Source organism: Chitinimonas viridis, assembly GCF_030409555.1.
GTDB lineage: Bacteria > Pseudomonadota > Gammaproteobacteria > Burkholderiales > Chitinimonadaceae > Chitinimonas > Chitinimonas viridis.
On the sequence record NZ_JAUFPU010000005.1, the window covers coordinates 1 to 22,521 of the forward strand.

General features: G+C 62.1%; 23 protein-coding genes. 7 read left to right on the forward strand and 16 right to left on the reverse strand.

The window, feature by feature from the left end; genetic code table 11:
* Positions 1-346: 346 nt before the first annotated feature.
* The 3 genes from QWZ03_RS06915 to QWZ03_RS06925 all read left to right on the forward strand — a co-directional run bounded on the left by QWZ03_RS06915 (position 347) and on the right by QWZ03_RS06925 (position 2,813).
* Entirely contained in the window at positions 347-718 is a 372-nt protein-coding gene (locus tag QWZ03_RS06915; protein WP_290332058.1) for a hypothetical protein, read from the forward strand.
* A 329-nt stretch (positions 719-1,047) separates the two neighbouring features.
* The gene (locus QWZ03_RS06920) at positions 1,048-1,917 is read left to right on the forward strand and encodes a LysR family transcriptional regulator ArgP (RefSeq protein WP_290332230.1); all 870 of its coding nucleotides are present in this window, start codon (positions 1,048-1,050) and stop codon (positions 1,915-1,917) included.
* A gap of 2 nt (positions 1,918-1,919) precedes the next feature.
* Positions 1,920-2,813 (forward strand): cation diffusion facilitator family transporter, encoded by an 894-nt coding sequence (locus QWZ03_RS06925; RefSeq protein ID WP_290332059.1) that lies wholly within the window; start codon positions 1,920-1,922, stop codon positions 2,811-2,813.
* 86 nt (positions 2,814-2,899) lie between these two features.
* On the opposite strand, the gene QWZ03_RS06930 is transcribed toward QWZ03_RS06925, so the two are convergent.
* From QWZ03_RS06930 to QWZ03_RS07005, 16 genes are all read right to left on the reverse strand, one after another.
* The gene (locus QWZ03_RS06930) at positions 2,900-4,870 is read right to left on the reverse strand and encodes a PhoX family protein (RefSeq protein ID WP_290332060.1); all 1,971 of its coding nucleotides are present in this window, start codon (positions 4,868-4,870) and stop codon (positions 2,900-2,902) included.
* Between the two features lie 224 nt (positions 4,871-5,094).
* A complete protein-coding gene (locus tag QWZ03_RS06935; RefSeq protein ID WP_290332061.1) occupies positions 5,095-6,390 on the reverse strand; it encodes a condensation domain-containing protein in 1,296 nt (431 codons plus the stop codon).
* A 216-nt stretch (positions 6,391-6,606) separates the two neighbouring features.
* Positions 6,607-6,903 (reverse strand): hypothetical protein, encoded by a 297-nt coding sequence (locus QWZ03_RS06940; RefSeq protein WP_290332062.1) that lies wholly within the window; start codon positions 6,901-6,903, stop codon positions 6,607-6,609.
* A 521-nt stretch (positions 6,904-7,424) separates the two neighbouring features.
* The gene (locus QWZ03_RS06945) at positions 7,425-8,270 is read right to left on the reverse strand and encodes a sulfurtransferase (protein ID WP_290332063.1); all 846 of its coding nucleotides are present in this window, start codon (positions 8,268-8,270) and stop codon (positions 7,425-7,427) included.
* Positions 8,258-9,199 carry a DMT family transporter gene (locus QWZ03_RS06950; protein WP_290332064.1) on the reverse strand — a complete coding sequence of 314 codons (942 nt, stop codon included), beginning with the start codon at positions 9,197-9,199 and terminating at the stop codon, positions 8,258-8,260. The genes QWZ03_RS06945 and QWZ03_RS06950 overlap by 13 nt, the downstream gene beginning before the upstream one ends.
* Positions 9,200-9,376: 177 nt before the next feature.
* Positions 9,377-9,856, reverse strand: a complete 480-nt coding sequence (ispF, locus tag QWZ03_RS06955) for a 2-C-methyl-D-erythritol 2,4-cyclodiphosphate synthase (RefSeq protein WP_290332065.1) — start codon at positions 9,854-9,856, stop codon at positions 9,377-9,379.
* Positions 9,853-10,548: a 2-C-methyl-D-erythritol 4-phosphate cytidylyltransferase gene (gene ispD, locus QWZ03_RS06960; protein ID WP_290332066.1), complete on the reverse strand. Its 696-nt coding sequence runs from the start codon at positions 10,546-10,548 to the stop codon at positions 9,853-9,855. The genes ispF and ispD overlap by 4 nt, the downstream gene beginning before the upstream one ends.
* The gene (gene dnaQ / locus QWZ03_RS06965) at positions 10,545-11,285 is read right to left on the reverse strand and encodes a DNA polymerase III subunit epsilon (RefSeq protein ID WP_290332067.1); all 741 of its coding nucleotides are present in this window, start codon (positions 11,283-11,285) and stop codon (positions 10,545-10,547) included. The genes ispD and dnaQ overlap by 4 nt, the downstream gene beginning before the upstream one ends.
* A 15-nt stretch (positions 11,286-11,300) precedes the next feature.
* Positions 11,301-11,648, reverse strand: a complete 348-nt coding sequence (locus tag QWZ03_RS06970) for a hypothetical protein (protein ID WP_290332068.1) — start codon at positions 11,646-11,648, stop codon at positions 11,301-11,303.
* Between the two features lie 132 nt (positions 11,649-11,780).
* Positions 11,781-12,221 carry a ribonuclease HI gene (gene rnhA / locus QWZ03_RS06975; protein WP_284194612.1) on the reverse strand — a complete coding sequence of 147 codons (441 nt, stop codon included), beginning with the start codon at positions 12,219-12,221 and terminating at the stop codon, positions 11,781-11,783.
* The gene (locus QWZ03_RS06980) at positions 12,218-12,793 is read right to left on the reverse strand and encodes a GNAT family N-acetyltransferase (protein ID WP_290332069.1); all 576 of its coding nucleotides are present in this window, start codon (positions 12,791-12,793) and stop codon (positions 12,218-12,220) included. The genes rnhA and QWZ03_RS06980 overlap by 4 nt, the downstream gene beginning before the upstream one ends.
* A 57-nt stretch (positions 12,794-12,850) precedes the next feature.
* On the reverse strand, positions 12,851-13,462 hold the full coding sequence (locus QWZ03_RS06985) for an NUDIX hydrolase (protein WP_290332070.1): 612 nt from the start codon (positions 13,460-13,462) through the stop codon (positions 12,851-12,853).
* An 88-nt stretch (positions 13,463-13,550) separates the two neighbouring features.
* Complete coding sequence (locus QWZ03_RS06990; protein ID WP_290332071.1) at positions 13,551-14,186, reverse strand: trimeric intracellular cation channel family protein; 636 nt, start codon at positions 14,184-14,186, stop codon at positions 13,551-13,553.
* A complete protein-coding gene (locus QWZ03_RS06995; protein ID WP_284194616.1) occupies positions 14,186-14,722 on the reverse strand; it encodes a GNAT family N-acetyltransferase in 537 nt (178 codons plus the stop codon). The genes QWZ03_RS06990 and QWZ03_RS06995 overlap by 1 nt, the downstream gene beginning before the upstream one ends.
* Positions 14,719-15,276, reverse strand: coding sequence for a cob(I)yrinic acid a,c-diamide adenosyltransferase (locus QWZ03_RS07000; RefSeq protein ID WP_284194617.1), 558 nt, complete (start codon positions 15,274-15,276; stop codon positions 14,719-14,721). Before QWZ03_RS07000 ends, QWZ03_RS06995 begins: the two co-directional genes overlap by 4 nt.
* Positions 15,273-16,763, reverse strand: a complete 1,491-nt coding sequence (locus tag QWZ03_RS07005) for a pyridoxal phosphate-dependent decarboxylase family protein (protein ID WP_290332072.1) — start codon at positions 16,761-16,763, stop codon at positions 15,273-15,275. Before QWZ03_RS07005 ends, QWZ03_RS07000 begins: the two co-directional genes overlap by 4 nt.
* Before the next feature lie 448 nt (positions 16,764-17,211).
* On the opposite strand from QWZ03_RS07005, the gene QWZ03_RS07010 reads away from it, so the two are divergent.
* The 4 genes from QWZ03_RS07010 (at position 17,212) to QWZ03_RS07025 (ending at position 22,348) form a co-directional block, all read left to right on the forward strand.
* Complete coding sequence (locus QWZ03_RS07010; protein ID WP_290332073.1) at positions 17,212-18,522, forward strand: putative bifunctional diguanylate cyclase/phosphodiesterase; 1,311 nt, start codon at positions 17,212-17,214, stop codon at positions 18,520-18,522.
* Positions 18,523-18,543: 21 nt separating this feature from the next.
* Positions 18,544-19,425, forward strand: coding sequence for an HDOD domain-containing protein (locus tag QWZ03_RS07015; protein ID WP_290332074.1), 882 nt, complete (start codon positions 18,544-18,546; stop codon positions 19,423-19,425).
* 51 nt (positions 19,426-19,476) lie between these two features.
* Positions 19,477-20,952 (forward strand): amidase, encoded by a 1,476-nt coding sequence (locus QWZ03_RS07020; protein ID WP_290332075.1) that lies wholly within the window; start codon positions 19,477-19,479, stop codon positions 20,950-20,952.
* A gap of 658 nt (positions 20,953-21,610) precedes the next feature.
* On the forward strand, positions 21,611-22,348 hold the full coding sequence (locus tag QWZ03_RS07025) for a helix-turn-helix transcriptional regulator (RefSeq protein WP_290332076.1): 738 nt from the start codon (positions 21,611-21,613) through the stop codon (positions 22,346-22,348).
* Positions 22,349-22,521: the final 173 nt, after the last annotated feature.

Genomic DNA, 22,521 nt, shown 5'->3' on the forward strand with positions numbered 1-22,521 from the left:
TTCTGGCTGGCGACGAAAGGGCGGCACTCTACCCGAGGCGGGTGAATGGTGGCAAGTCATTGTTATTGATAGATTTGCTGCAAAGCAGCAGGAATGAGGCTGGGTGCGGGTTTCGGGGCAACCGCTGTATCGATGGTGGGGGCGATGTGCGATCACGTAAAAATACGTCTGCTTGTCTAACCCCTTCCCCATTGCTTCCTGTATGTCTTCTTTTGCAACTTCCTCGGTGTGGCAGCCCGCGCCCAGATTTCGGGTCCGTACCAGTGGCCGGTTTGTGACCTGCCGGTTAGCGGAAGCCATTACTGGTAAAGCCAAAGGCGATATCCGGACCCGCAGCGGACGGCAGATGCTGATTGATACGGGGCTGACCGCGCATGAGCTGATGCTGGCTGCCCGCTTTGCGGGTTGGGAAATCGAGATGAGTCGATTGCAGGCTTGGTGCAAACCGCCACTCAGTGGCGGCGATGTGGCCATCACCATACCGGAAATGGCTGCCCTGCTCTGGGCCGTCGAGCGCATGCAGCGTGTGCTGCAGGCTGGCTATACACCGTCTGGCGATACACGTGAACGGGCATGCCGGCACTGTGGCCGTGGCTATCAGCTCACGGGCTATAGCGTGGGCGAAACGGCGGTCGATGAATTGTATTGCCAGTGCGGGGAGCTGCTTCAGCGCGTCACGGGGGATTGTGTTTGGGGGGCGCGCCACGAGAGTGCGTAACAAGGGTAGCCCGAATAGAAACCTTGCCATGAGCTACCCGCTGGTCAAATCCGATCAGCGAGGCGTCCACGAGTGCCAGTACGATGGGGGCTTGGCTGTTTGCGTAAAAAGCAATCACCGAGTGACGTTGTCGGGGATGCGATCTGCTAAATTGAGACCCAGTTCTAGCAAGGGTTTGCCGGTTGCGACCAAGAATTTTTCATTTACTGTGGCACGGGATTCGGATCTTTGCGGTAACTGTGACACAGGGGTCATGAAAGCGTGTCAGAGATAGTGAAAAACGCCTTATGAATCAATGAGCCATTTTTCACTAACCTTGGCACCCGACAATACTCGATGAAGGCGGCTTCGAGCGCGCAGCCCAACACCTCCACCTATCACAAAGCGCCATCTCGCAGCGCCTGCGCACCTTGGAGCAGACCCTGGGCTGCGCCCTGCTGATACGCACATCGCCGCCACAGCCCACGGCGGCCGGCCATACCCTGCTGCGGCACATACGCCAGCTACGCCTGATGGAGGCAGCCGTGGCCGATCAGCTACGTCCGGCGCCGGGCCGCAACATCAGCCTCAGCGTGGCGGTAAACGCCGACAGCCTGGCCACCTGGTTTCTGCCTGGCGTACAGCCAGCGTGCGCGCGCCAAAGCCTGCTGCTGGAGGTGATGCTCGATGACGAAAACTACACACACAGCTGGTTGCAGCGCGGTGAAGTCAGCGGCTGCATCACGGCCCTGGCCACACCACTGGCCGGGGGCGTGGCAGAACCCCTGGGCATGATGGAGTATGCCTGCGTGGCCACCCGCTGCTTTGCCGCGCAATGGTTCCCCCACGGTTTACAGGGCCTGTGCTGGCAGCAGGCCCCCGCCATCAGTTTCAATCGCAAGGACAGCCTGCACGCCCATTTTATCGAGCAGCATTTTGGCGTAACGGCAGCCCAGTTTCCGCGCCATCTGCTACCCTCGCCAGAGGCTTTCCTGTCTGCCATACGGCTGGGGCTGGGCTATGGTTTTGTGCCGGTATTGCAGTTGCCAAACCTGGCCCATGAGGCCGAGCTGGTCGAACTCGCCCCCGCGCAGCGCCAACGGGTGATGCTGTACTGGCAGCATTGGCGGCTGGAACCCGAAGCCGCACAGCGGCTGAGCCAGGCCGTCATGGCGGCAGGGCAGCAAGTCCTTGTTCAACTCCCCTACATCACGCACTGATCATGTCCAGCCCGCACCCCGCACCATCCGGCCTGCAACCCCGCCACCTGGCCATGCTCTCCATCGCGGCGGCCTGCCTTACCCTGGGGCTGAAATTCTGGGCCTACCATCTGACCGGCTCGGTCGGTCTGTACTCCGATGCCATGGAGTCTTTCGTCAATCTGGCCGCCGCTATCGCAGCGCTCGTGGCGCTGACCATCGCCGCCCAGCCCGCCGACCCAGGCCACCCTTTCGGGCACGAAAAAGCCGAATACTTTGCCAGCGGTCTGGAAGGTGGTTTGATCTTCGTCGCCGCTTTGGCCATCGCTTACGAAGCCGTGCAGCGGCTGCTGCATCCCGCGCCAGTGGCACAACTGGGCATGGGCATGCTGATTTCGTTGGTGGCCAGCGCCATCAATGGTGGGCTGGCCTGGCTGATGCTGGGCTACGCACGCAAGCACGACAGCATCGTGCTCGAAGCCGATGCCAAGCACCTGCTGACCGATGTCTGGACCTCGGCCGGCGTTGTAGCCGCGCTTTGCCTGCTGCTGGTGCTGCCGCCGAGCTGGTGGTGGCTGGACCCCCTGATCGCCATCGTGGTGGCCGCCAACATTGTCCGTACCGGCGCCGACCTGCTGCGCCGATCGGCCGACGGCCTGATGGACGCCGCCCTGCCCGCCGAAGAGCAGGGCAGCATACGACGGATACTGGAGCAGCAACTCGCCCCTGGCCTGCGTTACACCGGCCTGCGCACCCGCAAGGCAGGCAATCGGCGCTTTGTCGAATTCAAGCTGCTGGTGGCACCCGCAATGACCGTGGCCGATAGCCATGCGCTCTGCGACACCCTGGAGGCGGCCATCATGGCTGAGCTGAACCGCTGCCAAGTCACTATCCATGTGGAACCACTGACTTCCTGATCTCCTCGCTGGGCCGCTGGACGCAAAAAGGCCGGTCTCATCACCGGCCTTTTTGTCCATGCCGTCCTGTCGGCGTGTTACACAAGCTACAGGCCGATTACACCGCCATCGAGCTTACGCACCACCACGGTTGCCGAGCGTGGCCGGCCTGCTGGATTGGCATCGGGCCAGGCAGAAACCGCCGTCGGCTTGGCAGGATCCGACACTTCGCTGGCCGGTTCGCCAGGATGCTGGATATTGATGAACAGCGTGGTTTGATCGGGAGTGAAACTGATACCGGTGATCTCACTGCCATTCGGGCCGGTCAGGAAGCGCCGAACCTCGCCAGTCTCGGGCAGCGCGGCCAGCATCATGTTGTTGCCCATGCCCGCATATTCCTTCTGGTTCAGTATGCTGGTGCTGATGTCGGTCTGTATCCAGAGGATGCCGCTATCTGAGAAGGCCAGGCCATCGGGGCTGCCAAACAGATCGCCCAGCTGCTTGTGGTTCTTGTGCTCTTCGGCTGCCGCATCAGGCCGGCCACCCATGGCGAAGATATCCCACTTGAAATCTGCTGCGGCCACATCGCCGTCGCGCTCCTGCCAGCGGATGATCTGGCCGAACAGGTTGTTCTTGCGTGGATTCGCGGCATCCACTCCAGGCTTGCCCTCCGCGCCGCGCTGGTTGTTGTTGGTGAGCGTGCAGTAGACCTCACCCGCCTTGTGCGGGTTGACCGATATCCATTCCGGCCTGTCCATCTTGGTGGCACCCACCAGATCAGCCGCCAGGCGGGTCTTGATCAACAGCTCACCCTGGCTGGCGAAGCCCTTGTCGGCCGTCAGGCCGTTCTTGCCCTGGGTCAGTTCCAGCCAGCTGCCGCTGCCATCCTCGTTGAAGCGGGCCACATACAGCGTGCCTTCGTCCAGCAGATCGCGGTTGGCCTTGCGGTTCTTGGGGTTCCAGGCCTTGGCACTGACAAACTTGTAGATGTACTCGAAGCGCTGGTCATCACCCATATAGATCACCACCCGGCCATCCTTGGCCAGTGCAGGCGTCGCCCCTTCGTGCTTGATGCGCCCCAGGGCGGTACGCTTCACCGGCTTGGAAGCGGGATCATAGGGGTCGATCTCTACCACCCAGCCAAAGCGGTTGATCTCGTTGCGATTGATCTGCCTGTCCCAGCGCAGGTCGATATCGGCCCACTTGTAGAGCTTTTCTTCGTCCTGCACGCCATAGCGGGTCTTGTTGAAATCGTGATCCTGCTTCTGGCTGAAATCACAGAAAGCAGCGTCGAAGTTCTCTTCGCAGGTCAGATAGGTACCCCAAGGCGTCCAGCCATTGGCGCAGTTGTTAAAGGTACCCAGCACTTCACGCCCTGTGGGGTCGTCCTGGGTCTGCATCAGCGGATGGCCAGCGGCCGGCCCCTGCAGCGCCATCGGCGTCTCCAGCGTGATGCGGCGGGCATAGCGGGAAGGACGCACCACCTGCCAGCTGCCGTCTTTCTGCTTGGCCACCTCAATCACCGATGCCCCTACCGCCGCCAACGCCTTCTTGTACTTCTCTTCGGTCATCTGCTTGTTGCCGTCAGTCGTCAGCAAACCCGGATCAATGTACTCGTGATTCATGCACAGCAGGCCATGCTTGGCTGCCCGCGAGCCCATGGGCAACGGAAAGAAGTGCATGCCATCATGGTGCATGCCGGCCTGCACCCCCTGCTCTGCCGCACTGTTGCTGGCATCGTGCTTGAAAGCCGGCATATTGCCCTTGATGCCGACGGGGTCACCCCAGGCATAGAGCACTTCTGCCGTGTAGCCATCGGGTACCACCACCTTGTCAGCGTTCGAGAACGGCACGGATTGGAAACCCAGGGCCGTGGCCTTGCGCGGCATGGCCGGCAGCACGGGCTTGGCCGCCTGCGCCTGCATGGGTAACAGTCCGGCGAACAGGCCCGCCGCCGACAGGCTGGCGCCGCCGGCCAGCACGGTACGGCGGCTCAGATGGGCATCGATCAATTGCGACAGGCTGGGATTATCCGAGCCATTGCTGACCAGCTCGTCGTGTTTGTTGAGGTGCGACATGGGGCGCGTCCTGATCGGGAAGAAGACGCAGCACGCTAATACCGGAGCATGACAGGACCGTGACAGACAGCACACACAGGGCCACATGGTGACTTCCTGTTGCAGACACGCCATACAGAAAACCCCGCAAGGGGTGACACCAGGCAGACACTGGAGCCAGCCGTACAGCCACAGCACAACAGCTGGGCAACAGACAACACCGCGCGCAACCCGGCACCTGCTGGCTAGTGACAGGCCTGCCGCAACCAGGTCTCCATATCCCGCAGGACCACCGCCAAGGCATCGGCCTGCCAGCGGCTGCCGTCGTAGTTGATGTTCAAACCCAGCCTGCCGGCATGGGTGGTCACGGCGGTGAACAGGGGTTGATTCGGCATGGGGAACAGCACAAAGCCCACATCATCGAGCGCCAGCGGGTAATCCCCCGCCAGCGCCAGCCTGCCAACATTGCTGACCAAGCTGGTCTGTGGGCTGGCCGCCAGTAATTCGGTAAACCGTAGCTGCCCTTGCTCCCCCGCGCCAAGGCGTGCGGCGCCAGGCATCAAGCGGTAGAGCAGATGCCCGTCACCACGCTGCAGGCAATGCTTGAGGTCGGCCGACAATGTGCGCGCCAGGGTCCAGAAATCCAGGCCCGAAGCCACGCGGGCGCGGCTGGTCAGCAAGGTCACGCCAAAGGCCGGGGTATCCGCCGCCAGCCGATGGGCCAGCTGGCTGCGCAGATCCACCGGGCTGGTCAATGCCAGGGTATGGGCATCTCCATCAGCAAAACGCCCGTACAAGGCCTGCAGTTGTGCCGCGCAGATGGCGCCATGCACGGTGGTGGCCGCCGCCCGCGCCCGGTGCTGCAGGCAGTCCAACTCAGTCACATCCAGTTGCAGCACATGCGTAGCAGGCTGCAGCGCCTGGTTTGAATGACCATCGTAACCCGGCAGTTCAGCCGGTTTGCCCAGCGGCCCGAACTCGGCCTTGCGCGCAGCCTTGATCGCCTGCGCCGCCGCCTCTCCCGCTTGGTCCTGCCATGCGGCGGGATAGCATGCGTGCAGCGGCATTGCCGGCAGCCTGGATGGCGCAGTGGTCTGCCGCTTGACCGCCAAGGCCAGCAATTCAAGCAGCAATGCCAGGCCAGAACGGCCATCCGCCACGCTATGGTGGAACAGCAGTGCCAAGCGCCAGCGCCCGTCAGGCCAACGCTGCCATAGCACCCGCCACAAGGGGGCGCTATCGAGGTCGAAGGGTTGCACCACCCACCGCGCCAGCGCCTGCCTGCCGTCATCCGCCGGATGGCTGATGTCCAGCCCCACCGCGCCTGCCTGGGGTACAAATTGCAGCTGCTCTGCCATATCAAGATGGATGGCCACATTGAGCAGAGGATGAGCCGCCTGGACAGCCTGTAGCGCCGCCCGCAAGGCCTCTTCTTCCAGCACCGTCTGCCCCTCGGCGTAGACGGCAAAGTTCATGGACGACACCCGATCCAGCATCCAGAACAGGGACTCGGCGGGGTCCAGCGGTCGTGCGATAGACATGGCGGCAAACCTGGGCGGCAAGGCCACCACTATAACCAGCACCTGCCGGCTTGGCAGCAGTTTTACGGGGTGCGGCGCGTGGCGCGCGGGGTGCGGCATTGCCCGCCAGTCAGCCAACACCAGGCGAGCAGGCCGGCAACCCTCACTAGGGCTGCATTCTGGTATTCAACGATCTGAATTCATCACAGGCTGTAACCCGGCTCGAAGCGACTGCTGTCACTGCTCTGTCATCTCGTAGCTCATCTTGAGCAGACCGGTGATCAGGGTCGCCAGCACCGTCGCCAGTGTCGCCCCCGCCAACCAGGACCAATATGGCAGCACGGGCGCCAGCAGCGACTCGGACAGCACCCCGACATTGACCAGCAGCACCAGGATAAACAAGGCAATGCCCGCAAACACCAGCAGCAACGTCAGTTTCAGCAAGCGGCCAGCCCAGCGGTCTGCCTTCTGCGCCGGGCTTATCTCCTGCGCGATCAGCCCCGCCAGCGGGTCTATCCTGTCTGTTTTGCTCATGGCCGCCCCCTTTTCTCGCTAGTGTGTAACAACTCAGACAGCATAGCCGGGCTGGCGCCAGTTGCCAGCCGCTTCAGGCGCTAGCGACACTACAGGCTGGCTGGATGCAACAGCCAATTGCAGCGCGCTCACAAGACTAACCCAGGGTAGATGCAATCGCTCATCTGCAGGCTTTGATTGGCTAGCCTCCCCGTTGCGCCAGTCTAACTCGCCACACCACTCCCGCCGCCAACCGCTGGCCACTTTACGATAATAATCAATTACTTAAAATCTCGCCCCGGCCCTCTCTCGCGGTGTATCGAATCCAGAAGCACCGTACCCAGAACCGCAAGCAGAATCCTTCCCACAGGTTTTTCAAGCTCGCGTAATCTTGCACCGCCAGTTACCCCCCTGATGCCACACTTAGAGCTTGCTCAAAGTCTTTTCACCGTGTCGCGGCCCGCAGGGCTCGCAGCCCTGCCGGATGAAGGGCAAGGCGCGAGACAAAAAGACCTTGAACAGGCTCTGAGGCCCTTTGGCATTTATTCAGCGCCGACAGCAACCGGCCTATCCGGGCTGCTGCACCATTCGCTCCAGGAACCGGGATACAGCCGTGCGCCAGGTAAACCCGCCACTTCCAGCGCCAGCAGATTGTGGCAGGCCGTGACGCCGGAACCACATTGCTGCACCGTATCGTGCGCATCCTGCCCGGCCAGCAAAGCCTGCCATTCGGCGCGCAACTCACCTGCCGGCTTGAAACAGCCGTCAGCCTGCAGATTAAGCTGAAAGAAGCGATTCAGCGCCCCAGGGATATGGCCTGCCACCGGGTCTATGGTCTCGCCCTCGCCGGCATATCGACCTGGTGCGCGTGCATCGACCACGGTGAAGTCGCCCCTATCCAGGTTGGCCAGCACGGTATCAACGTCAACTATCCAGCCATCCTGCACCCTGGCACTGAGCTGCTGTGCCGGCAAGGCAGGCACGCTGCTGTCCATGCCGCCGCCTGCGGCCAGCCAAGCGGGCAGGCCACCATCGAGCACCTGCACCGTCTCATGCCCCAGCCAGCGCAGCAGCCACCACAACCTGGCGGCATAGGGGCCGCCGTGGGCATCGTAGGCCACCACGTGGCTGTCACCACCTATGCCCAGTTGCCCCAGCCGGTCAGCCAGCGCTGCAGGATCTGGCAGCGGATGGCGGCCGTTGCTACCGGTCTTGCTGCCAGACAGGTCTGCGTCCAGATGGGCAAACACTGCACCCGGCAGATGGCCCAGGGCATAGGCCTCACGACCGGCCTGCGGATTCATCAGGTCGTGCCGGCAATCCACCAGCACCACCTTGGCGCGCCCTTGCAGCGCCAATAGTTCTGTTACGGAAATCAGGGGGGACATACAGCCTTCTCCGTCTTATCAGCACCGCCCAGGCCCAGGAGCCGGGCCGGCACGGTTGCCAGTATCACGCCCAACAGGGCAAAGCCAAAAGCCAGCAACTGCATGCCACCCAGTTGCTCGCCCAGCCACCACACCCCCACCAGGGCAGCCGAAACCGGCAGCATCACGGCAAATACACCGCCCTCACTGGCGGGAATCGCCTTGAGCCCCGTCATCCATAGCCAGACGGTCCAGACACTGGCGGCCAAGGCGTAGAACACCAGCAGCACCCAGGTAGGGCCTGCCACCCCGGCAAAATCAAACTGCAAGGCAACATAGAAGCCCATGGGCGTCATCAGTACAAAGCCCCAGAGATTGATCAAGGCGCTGATGCGGCGCGGCCCCAGGCTGCCTGTCAGTTTCTTGCCGATAACGGCATAGGCTGCTTCGCACAGCACGGCGCCCAGTACCAGCAGGTTGCCCAGCCAGCCCTGGCCATGCTGGCTGGCAGTCACCGCATGTGCCGGCTTAGCCAGTGCCAGCAGCCCTATGCCCAGGGCTGCACAGGCTATCGCCAGCCAGATGCGCAGGCTGATGCGCTCGCCCAGGAAAACCCAGCTCATCAGTGCCACCACAGCGGGGATGGCCGCCATGATAACGCCGGCCGAGACTGCGCTGGTCATGCTGACACCAAACAGCATGCAAAGTGAGAACAGGAAGTTGCCGACAAATGACTCCAGGAACAGCAGCCAGCGGGTGTGGGAGGTCATGGCCGGTTCGTCTGCTGGTTTCCTGAGCCAATGCAGCATGGCAAGGCCGCCGATGCCAAAACGCAGCCAGGCAAGCAGAAAGACGGGGAACACGGTCGTCAAAGGCTTGGAGAGGGCGACATAGCTCCCCACTAGCGACATACTGAGGGCAAGACAGGCACAGGCGAGGGTGCGATTCATGGGCGGCTCGGGCTAGCCGGTACGACAGGCCGCCCAGGGGCGGGATCACCTCCGATGGGCGACACTTGTACCGACGTCCTATTGTGCATCAGTCGCCGGCATAGCCGGCATCACAGCAGCAGAATATAAGCCGTAACAGGCAGCACCGTTGCTACCAAGCGCCAGTCTGTGGTCGATTCAGGCCTGGTGCAGCAGGCAGATAGCCTGCGCCTCTATGCTGTCGCCCGCACCCACAGGACCCAGCTTTTCATAGGTTTTGGCCTTGACGTTGATCTGCCCTTGCGCCACCCCCAGGTCGGCCGCGATATTGGCCACCATGGCCGGGATATGCGGTGCCATCTTGGGTGCCTGCACCAGGATGGAGGCATCGACATTGCCCAACTGCCAGCCTGCAGCCTGCACCCGGCGATAGGCCTCGCGCAGCAAGGCACGGCTATCGGCCCCCTTGAAGCTGGCATCCGTGTCGGGAAAATGCCGGCCGATATCGCCCAGGCCCGCAGCACCCAGGATGGCGTCGGTAATCGCGTGCAGCAAGGCATCGGCATCTGAATGCCCCAGCAGCCCCTTGTCGAAGGGAATGGTCACGCCACCCAGTATCAGTGGCCGCCCCGCCACCAGGCGGTGCACGTCCCAGCCCTGGCCTATACGTATGCTCATCGTGTCGTCCTTGCTTGCAGGTATAGCGCGGCCAGCGCTAGATCCTGCGGATAGGTCACCTTGATATTGCGCTCGTCGCCCATGACCAGGCTGGGCGACATGCCTGCAGCCTCAATGGCGCTGGCCTCGTCGGTAATCGCCTCGCAGGCGCCCTCAGCCAAGGCCCGGCACAGCGCGCCATGGCGGAACATCTGGGGTGTCTGGGCGCGCCACAGACCATCACGTGGCACCGTGGCGGCTACCCGGCAGGCCGCATCGGCACGTTTGAGGGTATCGGCCACCGGCACGGCCAGCAGGCCTCCCACGCTGTCATCACCCAGGGTGGTGATCAGGCGGGCCACATCGGCGGGGTCGATGCAGGGTCGGGCTGCATCATGTACCAGCACCCAGTCGTCTGCCGCCAACTCGCCAGCCAGCGCCTGCAAGCCATTGCGCACGGTCTCGGCGCGGCTGGCGCCACCGCAACGCAGCACGGTCAAGCGGGGCATATCCACCACCCAGTCCGGCTCGAACCAGCTGTCGTCTGCAGACAGCACCAGTACCACCTTGTCCAGCTCGGCCACCGCCAGCATGGCCCGCAAGGTATGCAGCAGCAACGGTTCGCCCAACAAGGCCAGGTATTGCTTGGGCACACTGGATGCCATACGGCTGCCAGCACCCGCAGCGGGCAGTAGGGCGACGTAGCGGCTCATGCGGCCGCTTCCGGCTTGGGCTCCAGGGTACGCCACAGGCAGCTGCCCTTGACCGCTTTGTCCAGCCCGTCCAGATAGGCTGCATGTTCGGCCAGCTCGGCCGCGGTAGCTGCGCGTACCCGGAGCGGGCCACGGGCCACCTTGGCCAGCCCCAATGCGGCCTCCTGGGCCGAGCCGGCGTCATCGGCAGCGACAAAGTCCATCAGCAGGCTGTCCTGACCACGCGTCATGCACAGATAGACTTCGCTCAGCAGCTCGCAGTCGATCAGAGCGCCGTGCAAGGTACGGGCGCTTCTGTCCACCTCATAGCGATCGCACAAGGCGTCCAGATTGTTGCGCTTGCCGGGGAACAGCTCCTTGGCCTCTTTCAGCGTATCGATGATGCCGCTGACGTAATCGGTGATCTTGCCCAGACCCAGCTTGCCCAGTTCCATATTGAGAAACCCCACGTCAAACGGGGCGTTATGGATAATCAACTCGGCATCGCGCACGAACTCGATGAACTCCTGGGCGATATCAGCGAACTTGGGCTTGTCGGCCAGAAAACTGGTGGTCAGGCCGTGCACATTCAGCGCCCCTTCCTCGCTGTCGCGGCCGGGGTTGATATAGCGGTGCAGGTGGCGGTCTGGCGGCGACAGTTTGCGGTTCACCATCTCGACTGCGGCGATTTCCAATATGCGGTTACCGTCTTCCACCCGTAGGCCGGTGGTTTCGGTATCAAGAATAATCTGGCGCACGGGGTGTTCCTTTGTTCAGTCCAGCGGCAGGGTATCCAGCGGCAGGTTATCGTCGTAATGGTAAAGCAACAGGTAGTCCTCCCACCCCTCCTCACCCGTGCACATGGCCATGGAGGTGGCGCGCAAAGCATCGCCCAGGGCACCGGCACCGTAGAACGCGGTTTCCAGCAGGGGCCAGACACGGCCAGGCTGTTCAGTCTCGAACATCAGGTTCACGTAAGGGCCATCGTCGTCCCCTTCTTCACGCTGAAAACCACTGATCAGCGGCTTGTGTACCCGCATAGCTTCGCAGGCCGCCACCACGGCGGGGTGATCGAAGTCTGCAATGCGATCAGGCTGTATCTGTATGCAAAGCGTGGCCATGGGGCTTCCTTGATGCGTGTTGGTTGGTAGGCTAGCTGGTGAGGTGTGCTCAAAGGCTCGACGCTAGACTGGCGCGGGCAGACCCGTACAGCCGCACCGCGCGGGCGCCACGCCGCTGTGCCGGGCATGCGATCAACGCAGGGAGTCGACCCCGCGATTGGCCAGGCTGTCTGCCCTTTCGTTACCGGCATGGCCAGCATGGCCCTTCACCCAGGCCCACTCGACCTGATGCTGGTTGCGGGCGATATCCAGCCGCTGCCATAGCTCGGCGTTCTTGACCGGCTTCTTGTCGGCGGTCTTCCAGCCATTGCGCTTCCAGCCGTGTATCCAGGTCTCGATGCCGTTCTTCACATACTGAGAATCCAGCCAGACCTTGACCTTGCATGGCCGCTTCAGGGTTTCCAGCGCCATGATGACGGCCATCAGCTCCATGCGGTTGTTGGTTGTATCGCGCTCGCCGCCGAATACCTCTTTCTCCTGGCCCTTGTAGACCAGCAGCGCCCCCCAGCCACCGGGGCCAGGGTTACCCTTGCAGGCGCCATCGGTATAGGCGACAACCACATCCTCGTTCATCGCTTGGCCTTTTTTGCACCGCTGCTGGCCTTGGCCGCAGCCGGCTTGAAGCTGTAGCGGTATTCATCGCTCTTACTGCCCTTGAAGTTGTCGGCATTGGGCAGCAAGGCCTCGCGCTTGAAGCCCAGCGCTTCCACCAGGGCAATGGAGGCCTTGTTGCGGGTATCAATGAATATCTTGAATTCCTCGGCCATGAACGGGCCCATCAGGTGCTCGCGCAGCTTGGCCACAGCTTCGGCTGCATAGCCCTTGCGCTGGTGCGGGGTGAAGATGAACCAGCCCATGCTGGCCACATTGTCTTCATCCACCGTCGCCTCCACCAGGCCAACATACTCGCCATCGGTCAGGCGCACCGCCCAGTTCAGCCACCATTCGGCGCCATCGGGCGAACTGCGGCTTTCCAGCCGCTGATAGCGTGCGGTCAACGCCTCCAGTGAGGCAGGCGGGTTCTGTGGCACAAAGCTGAACAGGCTGGCATCACCAAAGCCATCGTATAGCGAGGCGGCATGCGCAGCGGTAAGAGGTTCGAGCGTCAGGCGCTGGGTGGTAAGTACAGTATTGGCTGCGCTCATGGTGTTCTCTTCAACTCTTCAAATAAAACAAACAAAAACGAAACCCCAGCCATAAAGCTAGGGGGTGACAGGGGGTTCATCCAGCAAGGTCCGATACAAGGTCATCAGCATCCCTGCGGTCGCCCCCCAGATGATCTTGCCTTCCCAGTTGAGCGCGTAGGTCACCGCCCGCCGCTCCGGGAAATTCAACACCCGCTCGGTGTAATTGGCCTTGTCCAGCAAAAAAGCCAGCGGCACTTCAAACGCCTCGTCCACCTCATCGGCTTGCAGGCGCATTTCAAAACCCGGTGCCAGTAGCCCCACCACCGGGGTCACCCGGTAGCGGGTAATCGTGGTGTACTGGGCCAGGCGCCCTACCGGCTGCATCAGCCCGACAGCGATACCGACCTCTTCCTCGGTCTCGCGCAGGGCAGCCGCTTCCGGGGTTTCACCCAACTCCATGCGCCCCCCCGGAAAACTGATCTGGCCGGCATGCTTGGCCAGCTTCTCAGTTCGCTTGGTGAACAGCACAGTGGGGCCAGCAGTATGCATGACTATGGGCACCAGCACCGCTGCGGGCGTGGTGTCATCGTCAGTGTGTACATCACCACCTGCCGGCAGCCTGACGGTATCGAGCCTATGCGCGAGCCAGTCGCGGGCGGCGTCGAAATCGGGGGGCAGTATCAACATCGGGTTATTTTACCAGCCTGCAACCTGCTACGGCAGAACACCGTTCAACATCAGGTCCATAGGCAGCTGATAAAAAATGCCATCACCCCTACACCTGCGGCAGCCGGAAATCGCGCCAATGGGCAATCAGCCTGATGGCCAGGCCCAGGGCAAACAGGCTCCAGATGACGGCGGCGCCCTTCCAGCCCAGGCTGTTGGCGGCGTAGAGCAGGCCAGCCACCAGCATGGACACGGTGCCGTAGACATCCTTGTGCAGGATGAAGGGCACGTCGTTGACCATCATGTCGCGCACGATGCCGCCGCCTATGGCAGTGACAAAACCCACGAATAGCACGCCAAAGAAATTGAGGCCGTAATGGATGCCCAGCTCGGCTCCCGCCAGACTGAAGGCAATCAGGCCGATGGAGTCGGCCACGATAAACACCCGGTACATGCCCACGCCATAGACCTTGTGCAGGCTCATGGCCCAGCTCACCAGCAAGGTGGCGGTGATGACCCAGACGGAGCTGGCATCAAAGAAGATGACCGGTATGCGATTGAGGAGGATGTCGCGTATCACCCCGCCGCCTATAGCCGTGAGCAGGGCGACGATCAGCACACCCAGCAGGTCGAAACGTTTCTTCACGCCTATCAGGTAGCCCGAGACACTGAACGCCGCCGTTCCGACCAGGAACAGCCAGTCCATATCGAACAGCAGGCCGGACAATCCTTGCCAATCCACCATCAGCCCCCATCCTGCCGGCTGGGTTGCAGACTGCGGTAGAGCACGATGTTCTCGTGCTGCTCGCCATCCAGCTCGAACACCGTCTTGCCCAGGGCGGTAAAACCGCGTGCCGCATAGAAACTCAGCGCATCGGCATTGCCGTGGTAAACCCGGAGCCACATCCCGGCACCACCCAGCTCGGGCAGCAGGCTATCGGCCGCCTGCAACAGGGCCGAGCCCAAGCCTTGCCGCTTGAAATGGCGTGAGAGATAGAGCGTTTCCAGTTCCACCGACCCGCCTTCGGCTTGCGGGCAGGGCGTTGCCATACTCAGCTTCAAGTAACCCAGCAGGTAGCCTTGGGCTTCGACCACCAACACCCGCCGCAGCGGGTGGGCCAGCACCTGCTCAAAGTGCGCTGCCGTGTAGGTATCCAGCACATAGCGGGCAATGGCGGGGTTGACCCCGTCAAAAGCATAGGTATCGAGCCATACCTGTATGGCCAGTGCGGCCAGTGATACCGTGTCTTGCGGCGTTGCCGCGCGTAGCGTGTAATTCATGCTGCGTTCAATCCAGGTTGCCAGCACACATCGGCTTGGCCTGCGGCCTTGTTGGCGCTGCGTGCCAGCACGAACAGCAGGTCTGACAGGCGATTGAGATATTGCGGCGCCAGTGTCGATACCGATTCGTTCACGGCCAGTGCCACCAGCGCACGCTCGGCGCGGCGGCAGACCGTACGGGCTACATGCAGCGCGGCCGCTGCACGGCAGCCGCCGGGCAATATGAATTCCTTCAGGGGCATCAGGGCGCTATTGAACGTTTCCACATCGGCCTCCAGCCGTGCCAAATGCACCTCCTGCAGGGCAATGCGGCCCGGTATGCAGACCTCGCCGCCAAGATCGAACAGATCGTGCTGTACCCGCACCAGGCTGTTGCGCAAGGTATCAGGCAGGTTCTCGGCCAGGGCCACGCCCAGATGGCTGTTGAGTTCGTCTATCTCACCCATTACATGGATGCGGTGGCTGGCTTTGGATACCCGGCTACCATCACCCAGACCGGTACTGCCATCATCGCCGGTACGCGTCACGATCTTGCTGAGTCGGTTTGCCATCATATTCCTTGCGAGTTCATTTGCGGATTAGCCGCCGTGCGACGACGGCCTGCGGCCAGTAGGCCATCCACCAGCAAGGCCAAGTCCGCCTCGCTGGTACGATGATTCACCAAGGCCACCCGTATAGCCAGTTGGCCGTTGATCATGGTGGTGGAGGGCACAGCCAGTCCATCTTCCTGCAGATCGGCCACAATGTCGGCATTCAGTTGGTCCAGGTCGGCTGCGGCGGCCCGGAAACGGAAGCACACCACGTTGAGCGCCACGGGCGCCAGCATCTCCAGTTCGGGCTCGGCCGCCACCCGCCGCGCCAGTTGCTGCGCCAGTTCACAACTGCGGTCTATCACGGCACCCAGCTTGTCTGCACCATAGACCTTGATGGTCATCCATACCTTGAGCGCCCGGAAGCCACGTGACAGATCAGGGCCGAAATCGGTTGGCCAGGGCCGGCCTGCAGCCAGGCCCCGCTCCTCCCGCCGCAGATAGGCGGGCTGGGTAGCAAAGGTGGCCGCATGCAGGTCGGCATCCCGTACCAGTATGCAACCCGCGTCATAGGGCACCTGTGCCCATTTATGGAAATCAAACGCCACCGAATCGGCTTCGCTGATACCGGCCAGCAGGGGCCGCTTCTGGGCCGACAGCATGGCCAGCGCACCAAAGGCGGCATCGACATGGAACCACAAGCCATGCAGGCGGCTGAAGCGTGACAATGCCATCAGATCATCAATGGCGCCGGTATCCACCGTACCCGCACTACCCACCAGCATAAAGGGCTGCAGACCCTGAGCCTGGTCATGGGTCACGGCTGCGGCCAGTGCATCCATATCCATCCTATGCTGTGCATCGCACGGTATCAGCCGCAGGGCGGCCGTACCCAGGCCGGCCATATCCATCGCCCGCGATACGCAGTTATGTGCCTCAGTCGAGGCATAGGCCACCAGGGGACACCCCTGCAGACCGTCCTGGCGTACGGCCCCACCCAGGGCGCGGGTGCGTGCGACCAACACGGCGATCAGATTGGCCAGCGAAGTACCGGTAACCAGGACACCGCTGGCGGTGGATGGAAAGCCCAGCATCTCGGCAGACCAGCGTATGACCTGCCGCTCCACCTCCACCGGGGCGTGATCCCGCCCACCCAGATTGGCGTTGAGCCCACCGGCCAGCAACTCGGCCAGCATGCCCACCGGGTTGCCGCCGCCATGCACCCAGCCGACGAAGCGTGGGTGGATATTGCCGCCGATATAGGGCTGCACCAACGCCTGGAAATCGGCATAGCTACCCGCCAGATCACCGGCCTCTCGCGGCAGCGGCGTCTTGAATGCCTCTCGCACCTCACCCGGCATGGCCTGCCAGACCGGGCCATCGCCCACACCGGCCAGCAACGCCACCATATCGTCCACCATGCGGTGGCCCAGGCTGCGTACCGCCTCCCAGTCCTGAGGGTCCAGCGTGTCGGGTTTGGCGGTAAAGGGAGTGTCGTGGGTCGTACGCATGGTTGTCTGGCCGGGGCCGTAGTTCTGGTGCAAGGGGGGCGAGTCTAACGCAGCCAGCGCGGGCTTTCTCATGAAATCCACCATGCCGCCGCACCATCGCGGTGCATAATCCAAGCACGCACGCCGCTCGCCATTATTACCACTGTAAAAACAGGACATACGGTCAGGCAAGCACTTGATTATTGCTGGTTTTATGCCGACGCTAAGAGGCCTGATATAAAAAGTCCGCCGGCATTGATAATGCGCCGCCAACAAAACCCAGCCTAGCCGTTCAGCTTGTATGTGCAAACGATGGCCTCAAGCTATACGGCAGGTTTGCGCAACCACCCAGGCAGGGGTATCTGAGCGGTGTCACTGGGCAGGATCAGCCCGCCACGACGCGTGCCATCCCGACTCGGCCAGGACGTGACTGCCAGGGCGATCAACAACAACGAACGGGCGCGCGACGTTGGATACTGCTGGCATCGACCCTCTCACCGGTTTTCTGGACAGGCACGGATGCCTGCGCAATGCGGCACGCCTGACCGAGCACGCCCATCGCGATCAAAAGCCGCTGTCGGCCATCTGGGTCAACCTGGACCGCTTCCGTAAAATCAATGGCTCACTGGGCATGGGTGGTGGTGATGCCGTCATCGCCAAGATGGGCGACCGCCTGCGCAGCCGCAACGAGCACCGTGCCCATATTGCCCGCATGGGTAGCGATGAATTTCTGCTGCTTGCCCCCGCCCACGGTTGCGAGGAGGCCGCCAGCCTGGCCAGCGAATTGCTGCAACTGATTGCGCAGCCCATGGAAGTGGGCGCCATGAGTCTCTACCCCACCTGCTCAGTGGGCGTGGCCTCGCTGGAATATGCCGAGGAAGCAGAAAGCCTGCTGCAACGGGCCGAGCATGCCATGCACGAGGCCAAGCGCCAGGGCGGCGGCCGGGTTGTGCAGTCGGGTGACGAGCAGTTACCAGGCCGCCTGGGCATCAAGCTGGCCAGAGAGGAACTCGAAGTCGAACACAAGCTGCATGCCGCTCTGCAGATAGGTGGGCTGTACCTGCATTACCAGCCCATCGTCAGCTTCAATGGGCGTATAGAGGCCATCGAGGCATTGATGCGTTGCGAACTCAATGGCGAGATGGTGCCGCCGGTCAAGTTCATCCCGGTGGCAGAAAAAACCGGCCTGGTCATCCGCCTGGGTGAATGGAGCCTGATGCAAGGCGCCATGCAGGCCAAGCGGCTATCCGACCTGGGCCTGCCCACCAAGGTGGCTGTGAATGTCTCCCGCGCCCAGCTTACCGCCCCCAAGTTCTCCCAGGCGCTCTATGCGGCCCTGCTCTGCAGCGATGTAGAACCCAGGCTGATCGAGCTGGAAATCACCGAATCGCTGTTCATGGACGTGTCCGAACTGGTGCAGTCCAATATGCGTGCCGCCATCGCCATGGGCGTCAGCCTGTCCATAGACGACTTTGGTACCGGTTACTCCTGCCTCGCTACGCTCAAGGATATCCCCGCCGGCAAGCTCAAGCTCGACCGCGCTTTCGTGGTGCCCCTGCCCGAGGACAGGCGGGTGTACGCCGTGGTCAAGGCCATCAGCCAACTGGGACGCGAGCTGGGCATGACGGTGGTGGCAGAAGGCGTGGAGAACGAACAGCAATCCTGCGCGCTGCAGGACGCCGGGGTCGATGCCATACAGGGTTATCTGCACGCCCGCCCCATGAGCGCCGATGCCGTCACCGGCTGGCTGGATCATCAAGCCGCCCTGCTGAAAGCCTAGTCAGATGGGGACCGATCACACATGACTACGGAAACCACCCAATCGCCCTCGGTGGAAGAAATCTATGCCAGAACGGTGCTGGATATCGGCATACCGCCACGGCCCACCATACTGGACATCCTGGCGCGCGAATTGCGCAGTGGCGAGCCCGACTTCGGCCGTATCGCCCAGTGCGTCAGCGAAGACGTCAGCCTGTCGGCCGGCCTGATCAAGACCGCCAATTCGCCTTTTTTTGGCTTCCGTGTCCGCGCCCGCACGGTCTCCCATGCGCTGACCATGCTGGGCATCAATATCGCAGGCAAGGCCATCGCCGGGGTGGCGCTACGCAATGCCTTCCCGGCCAGCCCGGCACTGGAACGCTTCTGGGACGCCTCCGCCCGCATTGCCGAATATTCCGGCCATCTGGTAGGGCTATTGGGTGTGCGTGAAGGCATACGCAGCGATGATGCCTATACCTTCGGCCTGTTTCGTGACTGCGGCATGCCAGTGCTGATGCGCAAGTTCCCCGCCTATCGCGACACCTTGCTGCGCGCTAATGCCAACCCCGACAAGCGCTTCACCGCCATAGAAGACGAAGACTTCCCCACCAATCATGCCATTGTGGGTTGCATGCTGGCCCAAAGCTGGTCGCTGCCTGAGGAAATCTGCCTGGCCATCCGCCACCATCACGACTTTTTATTGATGCAGTCAGGGGCAATCAGCCTGCCGCCGGCCAGCCGACGACTGGTGGCGCTGGCGCAACTGGCCGAGTACATACACCAGCAACATAGCGGCATGAACCAGACCGAGGAATGGGCAAAGCTGGGCATGGCCAGCCTCAGCACCCTGGAGCTGGGACAGGTACAGTTGGACGAGTTGGCAGCACAGGTAGTGGCGCACAGCGCACAGGCAGATATCGAATAGTTAGCCGCCGGGCACTTCCAGTTTTGCGCCAGGCAGGCTACAACAGAGGCCATGCGCGAATACCAAGACTACGATGCCCTGGGCCTGGTCCAACTGATACAGACTGGCGAAGCCACACCGTCAGCTTTGCTGGAAGCAGCCATTGCCCGCTGTGAGGCAGTAAATCCAGCACTCAACGCCGTGATCGTGCCGCTCTACGAGCAGGCCCGCACCCTGGCGCGCCAGCCACTACCGCCAGCACCCTTTGCCGGCGTACCCTTTCTGCTCAAGGATCTGCTGGCCGCCCTGCAGGGAGCGCCCCTGGCCAATGGTTGCCAGGCACTCAAAGGCTGGGTATCCGATTACGATAGCGAACTGGTCAGGCGGTTCAAGGCGGCAGGCGTCGTGATCTTCGGCAAGACCAATACGCCGGAGTTCGGCCTGCTGGGCTATACCGAACCCGAAGCCTGGGGACCGACCCGCAACCCCTGGTCGCTTAGCCACTCACCGGGTGGCTCCTCTGGCGGCGCAGCAGCAGCCGTCGCAGCCGGTATCGTGCCCATGGCGCACGGTGGCGATGGCGGTGGGTCCATACGTATTCCTGCCAGCAATTGCGGCCTGTTCGGGCTCAAACCCAGCCGTGGACGCATCCCCCTGGGGCCGGATTTCGGCGAGGTCTGGGCCGGTGCCGTGCAGGAAGGCGTGGTCAGCCGTAGCGTACGCGACACCGCCGCCATGCTCGATTGCATTGCCGGGCCCGAGCATGGTGCCCCCTATGTGATTGCCGGCCCAGCCACTACTTTTGCCCATGCCGCCAGCCAACCGCCCCCCCGGTTACGCATAGGTGCGGTATTAAGCACGCCCGACACGCCCATGCACGCAGACTGCCGCGCAGCCGTTGAAGCCGCCGTGTCACTGCTGCACGAATTGGGCCACGAGGTCGAAGAGGTTGCCCTACCTTACGACCATGCACAGCTGCTGGATTGCTACCTCACCATGTACTACGGCGAAACCGCCACCGATCTGCGTTGGCTGGCACGCCACCTGGGCCGGCCATTACGCCGTGGCGATGTAGAGCTGGAAACCTGGATACTGGGACGCATGGGCGAGCAAATGCGCGCCGCCGATTTCAGCGCGGCCAAGCGCGACTGGAATCAACTGGCACGAGCAATGGGGCATTTTCACCAGCAGTACGACCTGCTGCTCACCCCCACGCTGGCAGCACCTCCTACCCGAATAGGTGAACTCAAGACACCACCATTGCAGCGCGCAGCCTTGTCGGCCATCGCAACCCTGGGTGGCATAGGCCTGCTGCGCAAGGCCATACACGAGCAAGCCTGCATCAACTTCGCCCGCATGCCCTACACCCAGCTGGCCAACCTCACCGGACAACCGGCCATGTCGGTGCCGCTGCACTGGAACGCCGCCGGCTTACCCATAGGCGTGCAGTTCGTCGCTGCCATCAACCGCGAGGACTGCCTGTTGTCCCTGGCTTGCCAACTGGAAGCCGCTCGCCCATGGGCACATCGGCGTCCAGTGCTAGCGTAAGAGCCTGTTATGCACTCAAATCCTTAATGTGGGGTAACGGGCCGAGCGAGCGCCAAGGCCCCCCTGGCGCTAGACCTAGGTGCCCCCAGAACCAGTTGGCGCTCGCCGCCAGATTGAGTCGGCATCCGGGGCGTTGCGACCATTTGATTGAACCACCCTGCCAGAGCTGGTCGTATCGCAGCCGGTGCAGACAAGGTTATGCTACGGTCAGGCGAGCCGGTTATGAGGCAGTAATAGCTGGTGCCGGTTAGTCTTCTGAAACACACAGATTCACGTTCAACAAAGCCTGCTTCACCCCAGCCTCGGTAGTTGGGGGTATCCTGCGTTGTGGTGGCTTTGCATCGATTGCCGCAAGGCCATATCAAGTAGCGAACTGCTTCAATACACTGGCAACGCCGGACAAGTATCATCGTCTGGCAAGGGGTTTCACTGCGCGTTAGATGGAGGACGCATGAAACGCCTGCAACACCTGCCTGGATAGAATCAACTCGGCATCCAGGTGGCAGCAGCAATGATTGCGTCGGTAGACGGGTGGATAAACCTGCACCGACGGTAGTTTGCAATCAGGGGAGAAATGGATCAGACACTGGTAGCGCACTCGGGCGCCGACAGCTGTTTGGTGAAGCGTAGTGTACGAAAGCATCTATGAGCACAGAGAATGCTGTACCTAGAGAAATATCAAAGCCTGATCTCGGCTTCAACCGAAGCAGAGGCCTTGCAGCAACTGAGCAATGTCGCCAGCCAGTATGGTTACGACAGCATCTTGCTGGCAGCCGTGCCCACGCCCGGCCAACCACTCGAAACGGCCTATCTGCGCAGTACCTACGATACGGCATGGCGCGAAACCTACGACAAGCGGGGTTTCGGCGCCATCGATCCTACCGTGTCGCATTGCTTCTCGCATTCAGCCCCCATGGTGTGGAGCCCGGATAGCTTCAAGACGCAGGACGAGCGCGCCCTGTATGAGGAAGCGTCTGGCTATGGACTCAAGGCCGGCATCACCCTGCCCTTTCACGGGCCCGGGGGCGAGGTCGGCATGTTGACGCTGGTACGGGATGAGTTGGCCAATCAGGGATTCTACGAGTCGCTGCGATCTTCAATGAGCGATCTGGCCTTGCTGCGCGACTTGGCGTTCGAGGTATTGCGCCCGCATATCCACGCCCAGACGCCGGCCAAGCAACAGCCGGAAGCCATACTGCCCAGCCTCACCAGCAAGGAAATGGAGTACCTGAAGTGGCTGACCGCAGGGAAAACCGACTGGGAGATATCCCGCATCATGGGGGTGTCGGTCGCTGGCGCACGTTTCCATATCGCCAATCTGCGACGCAAGTTTGACGTCAGCCGACGTACCGACGTGGTCGTCCGTGCCCTGCAGATGGGTCTGGTTGCGCTCTAGGGTTGCCAGGCGGCCGGCCGAGCCGGCTGCGCGGCATGGCTGGCGTGGGCCACGCCGGTACTTAATCAGCGGCAGGCGATATCCGAATAGGGTATCGCACGCCTGAACGACACGTAGGGATAACAATGCACCTCAACAGCAGAGTGCGCCTGGGCACACCCTGCTGCTCGATC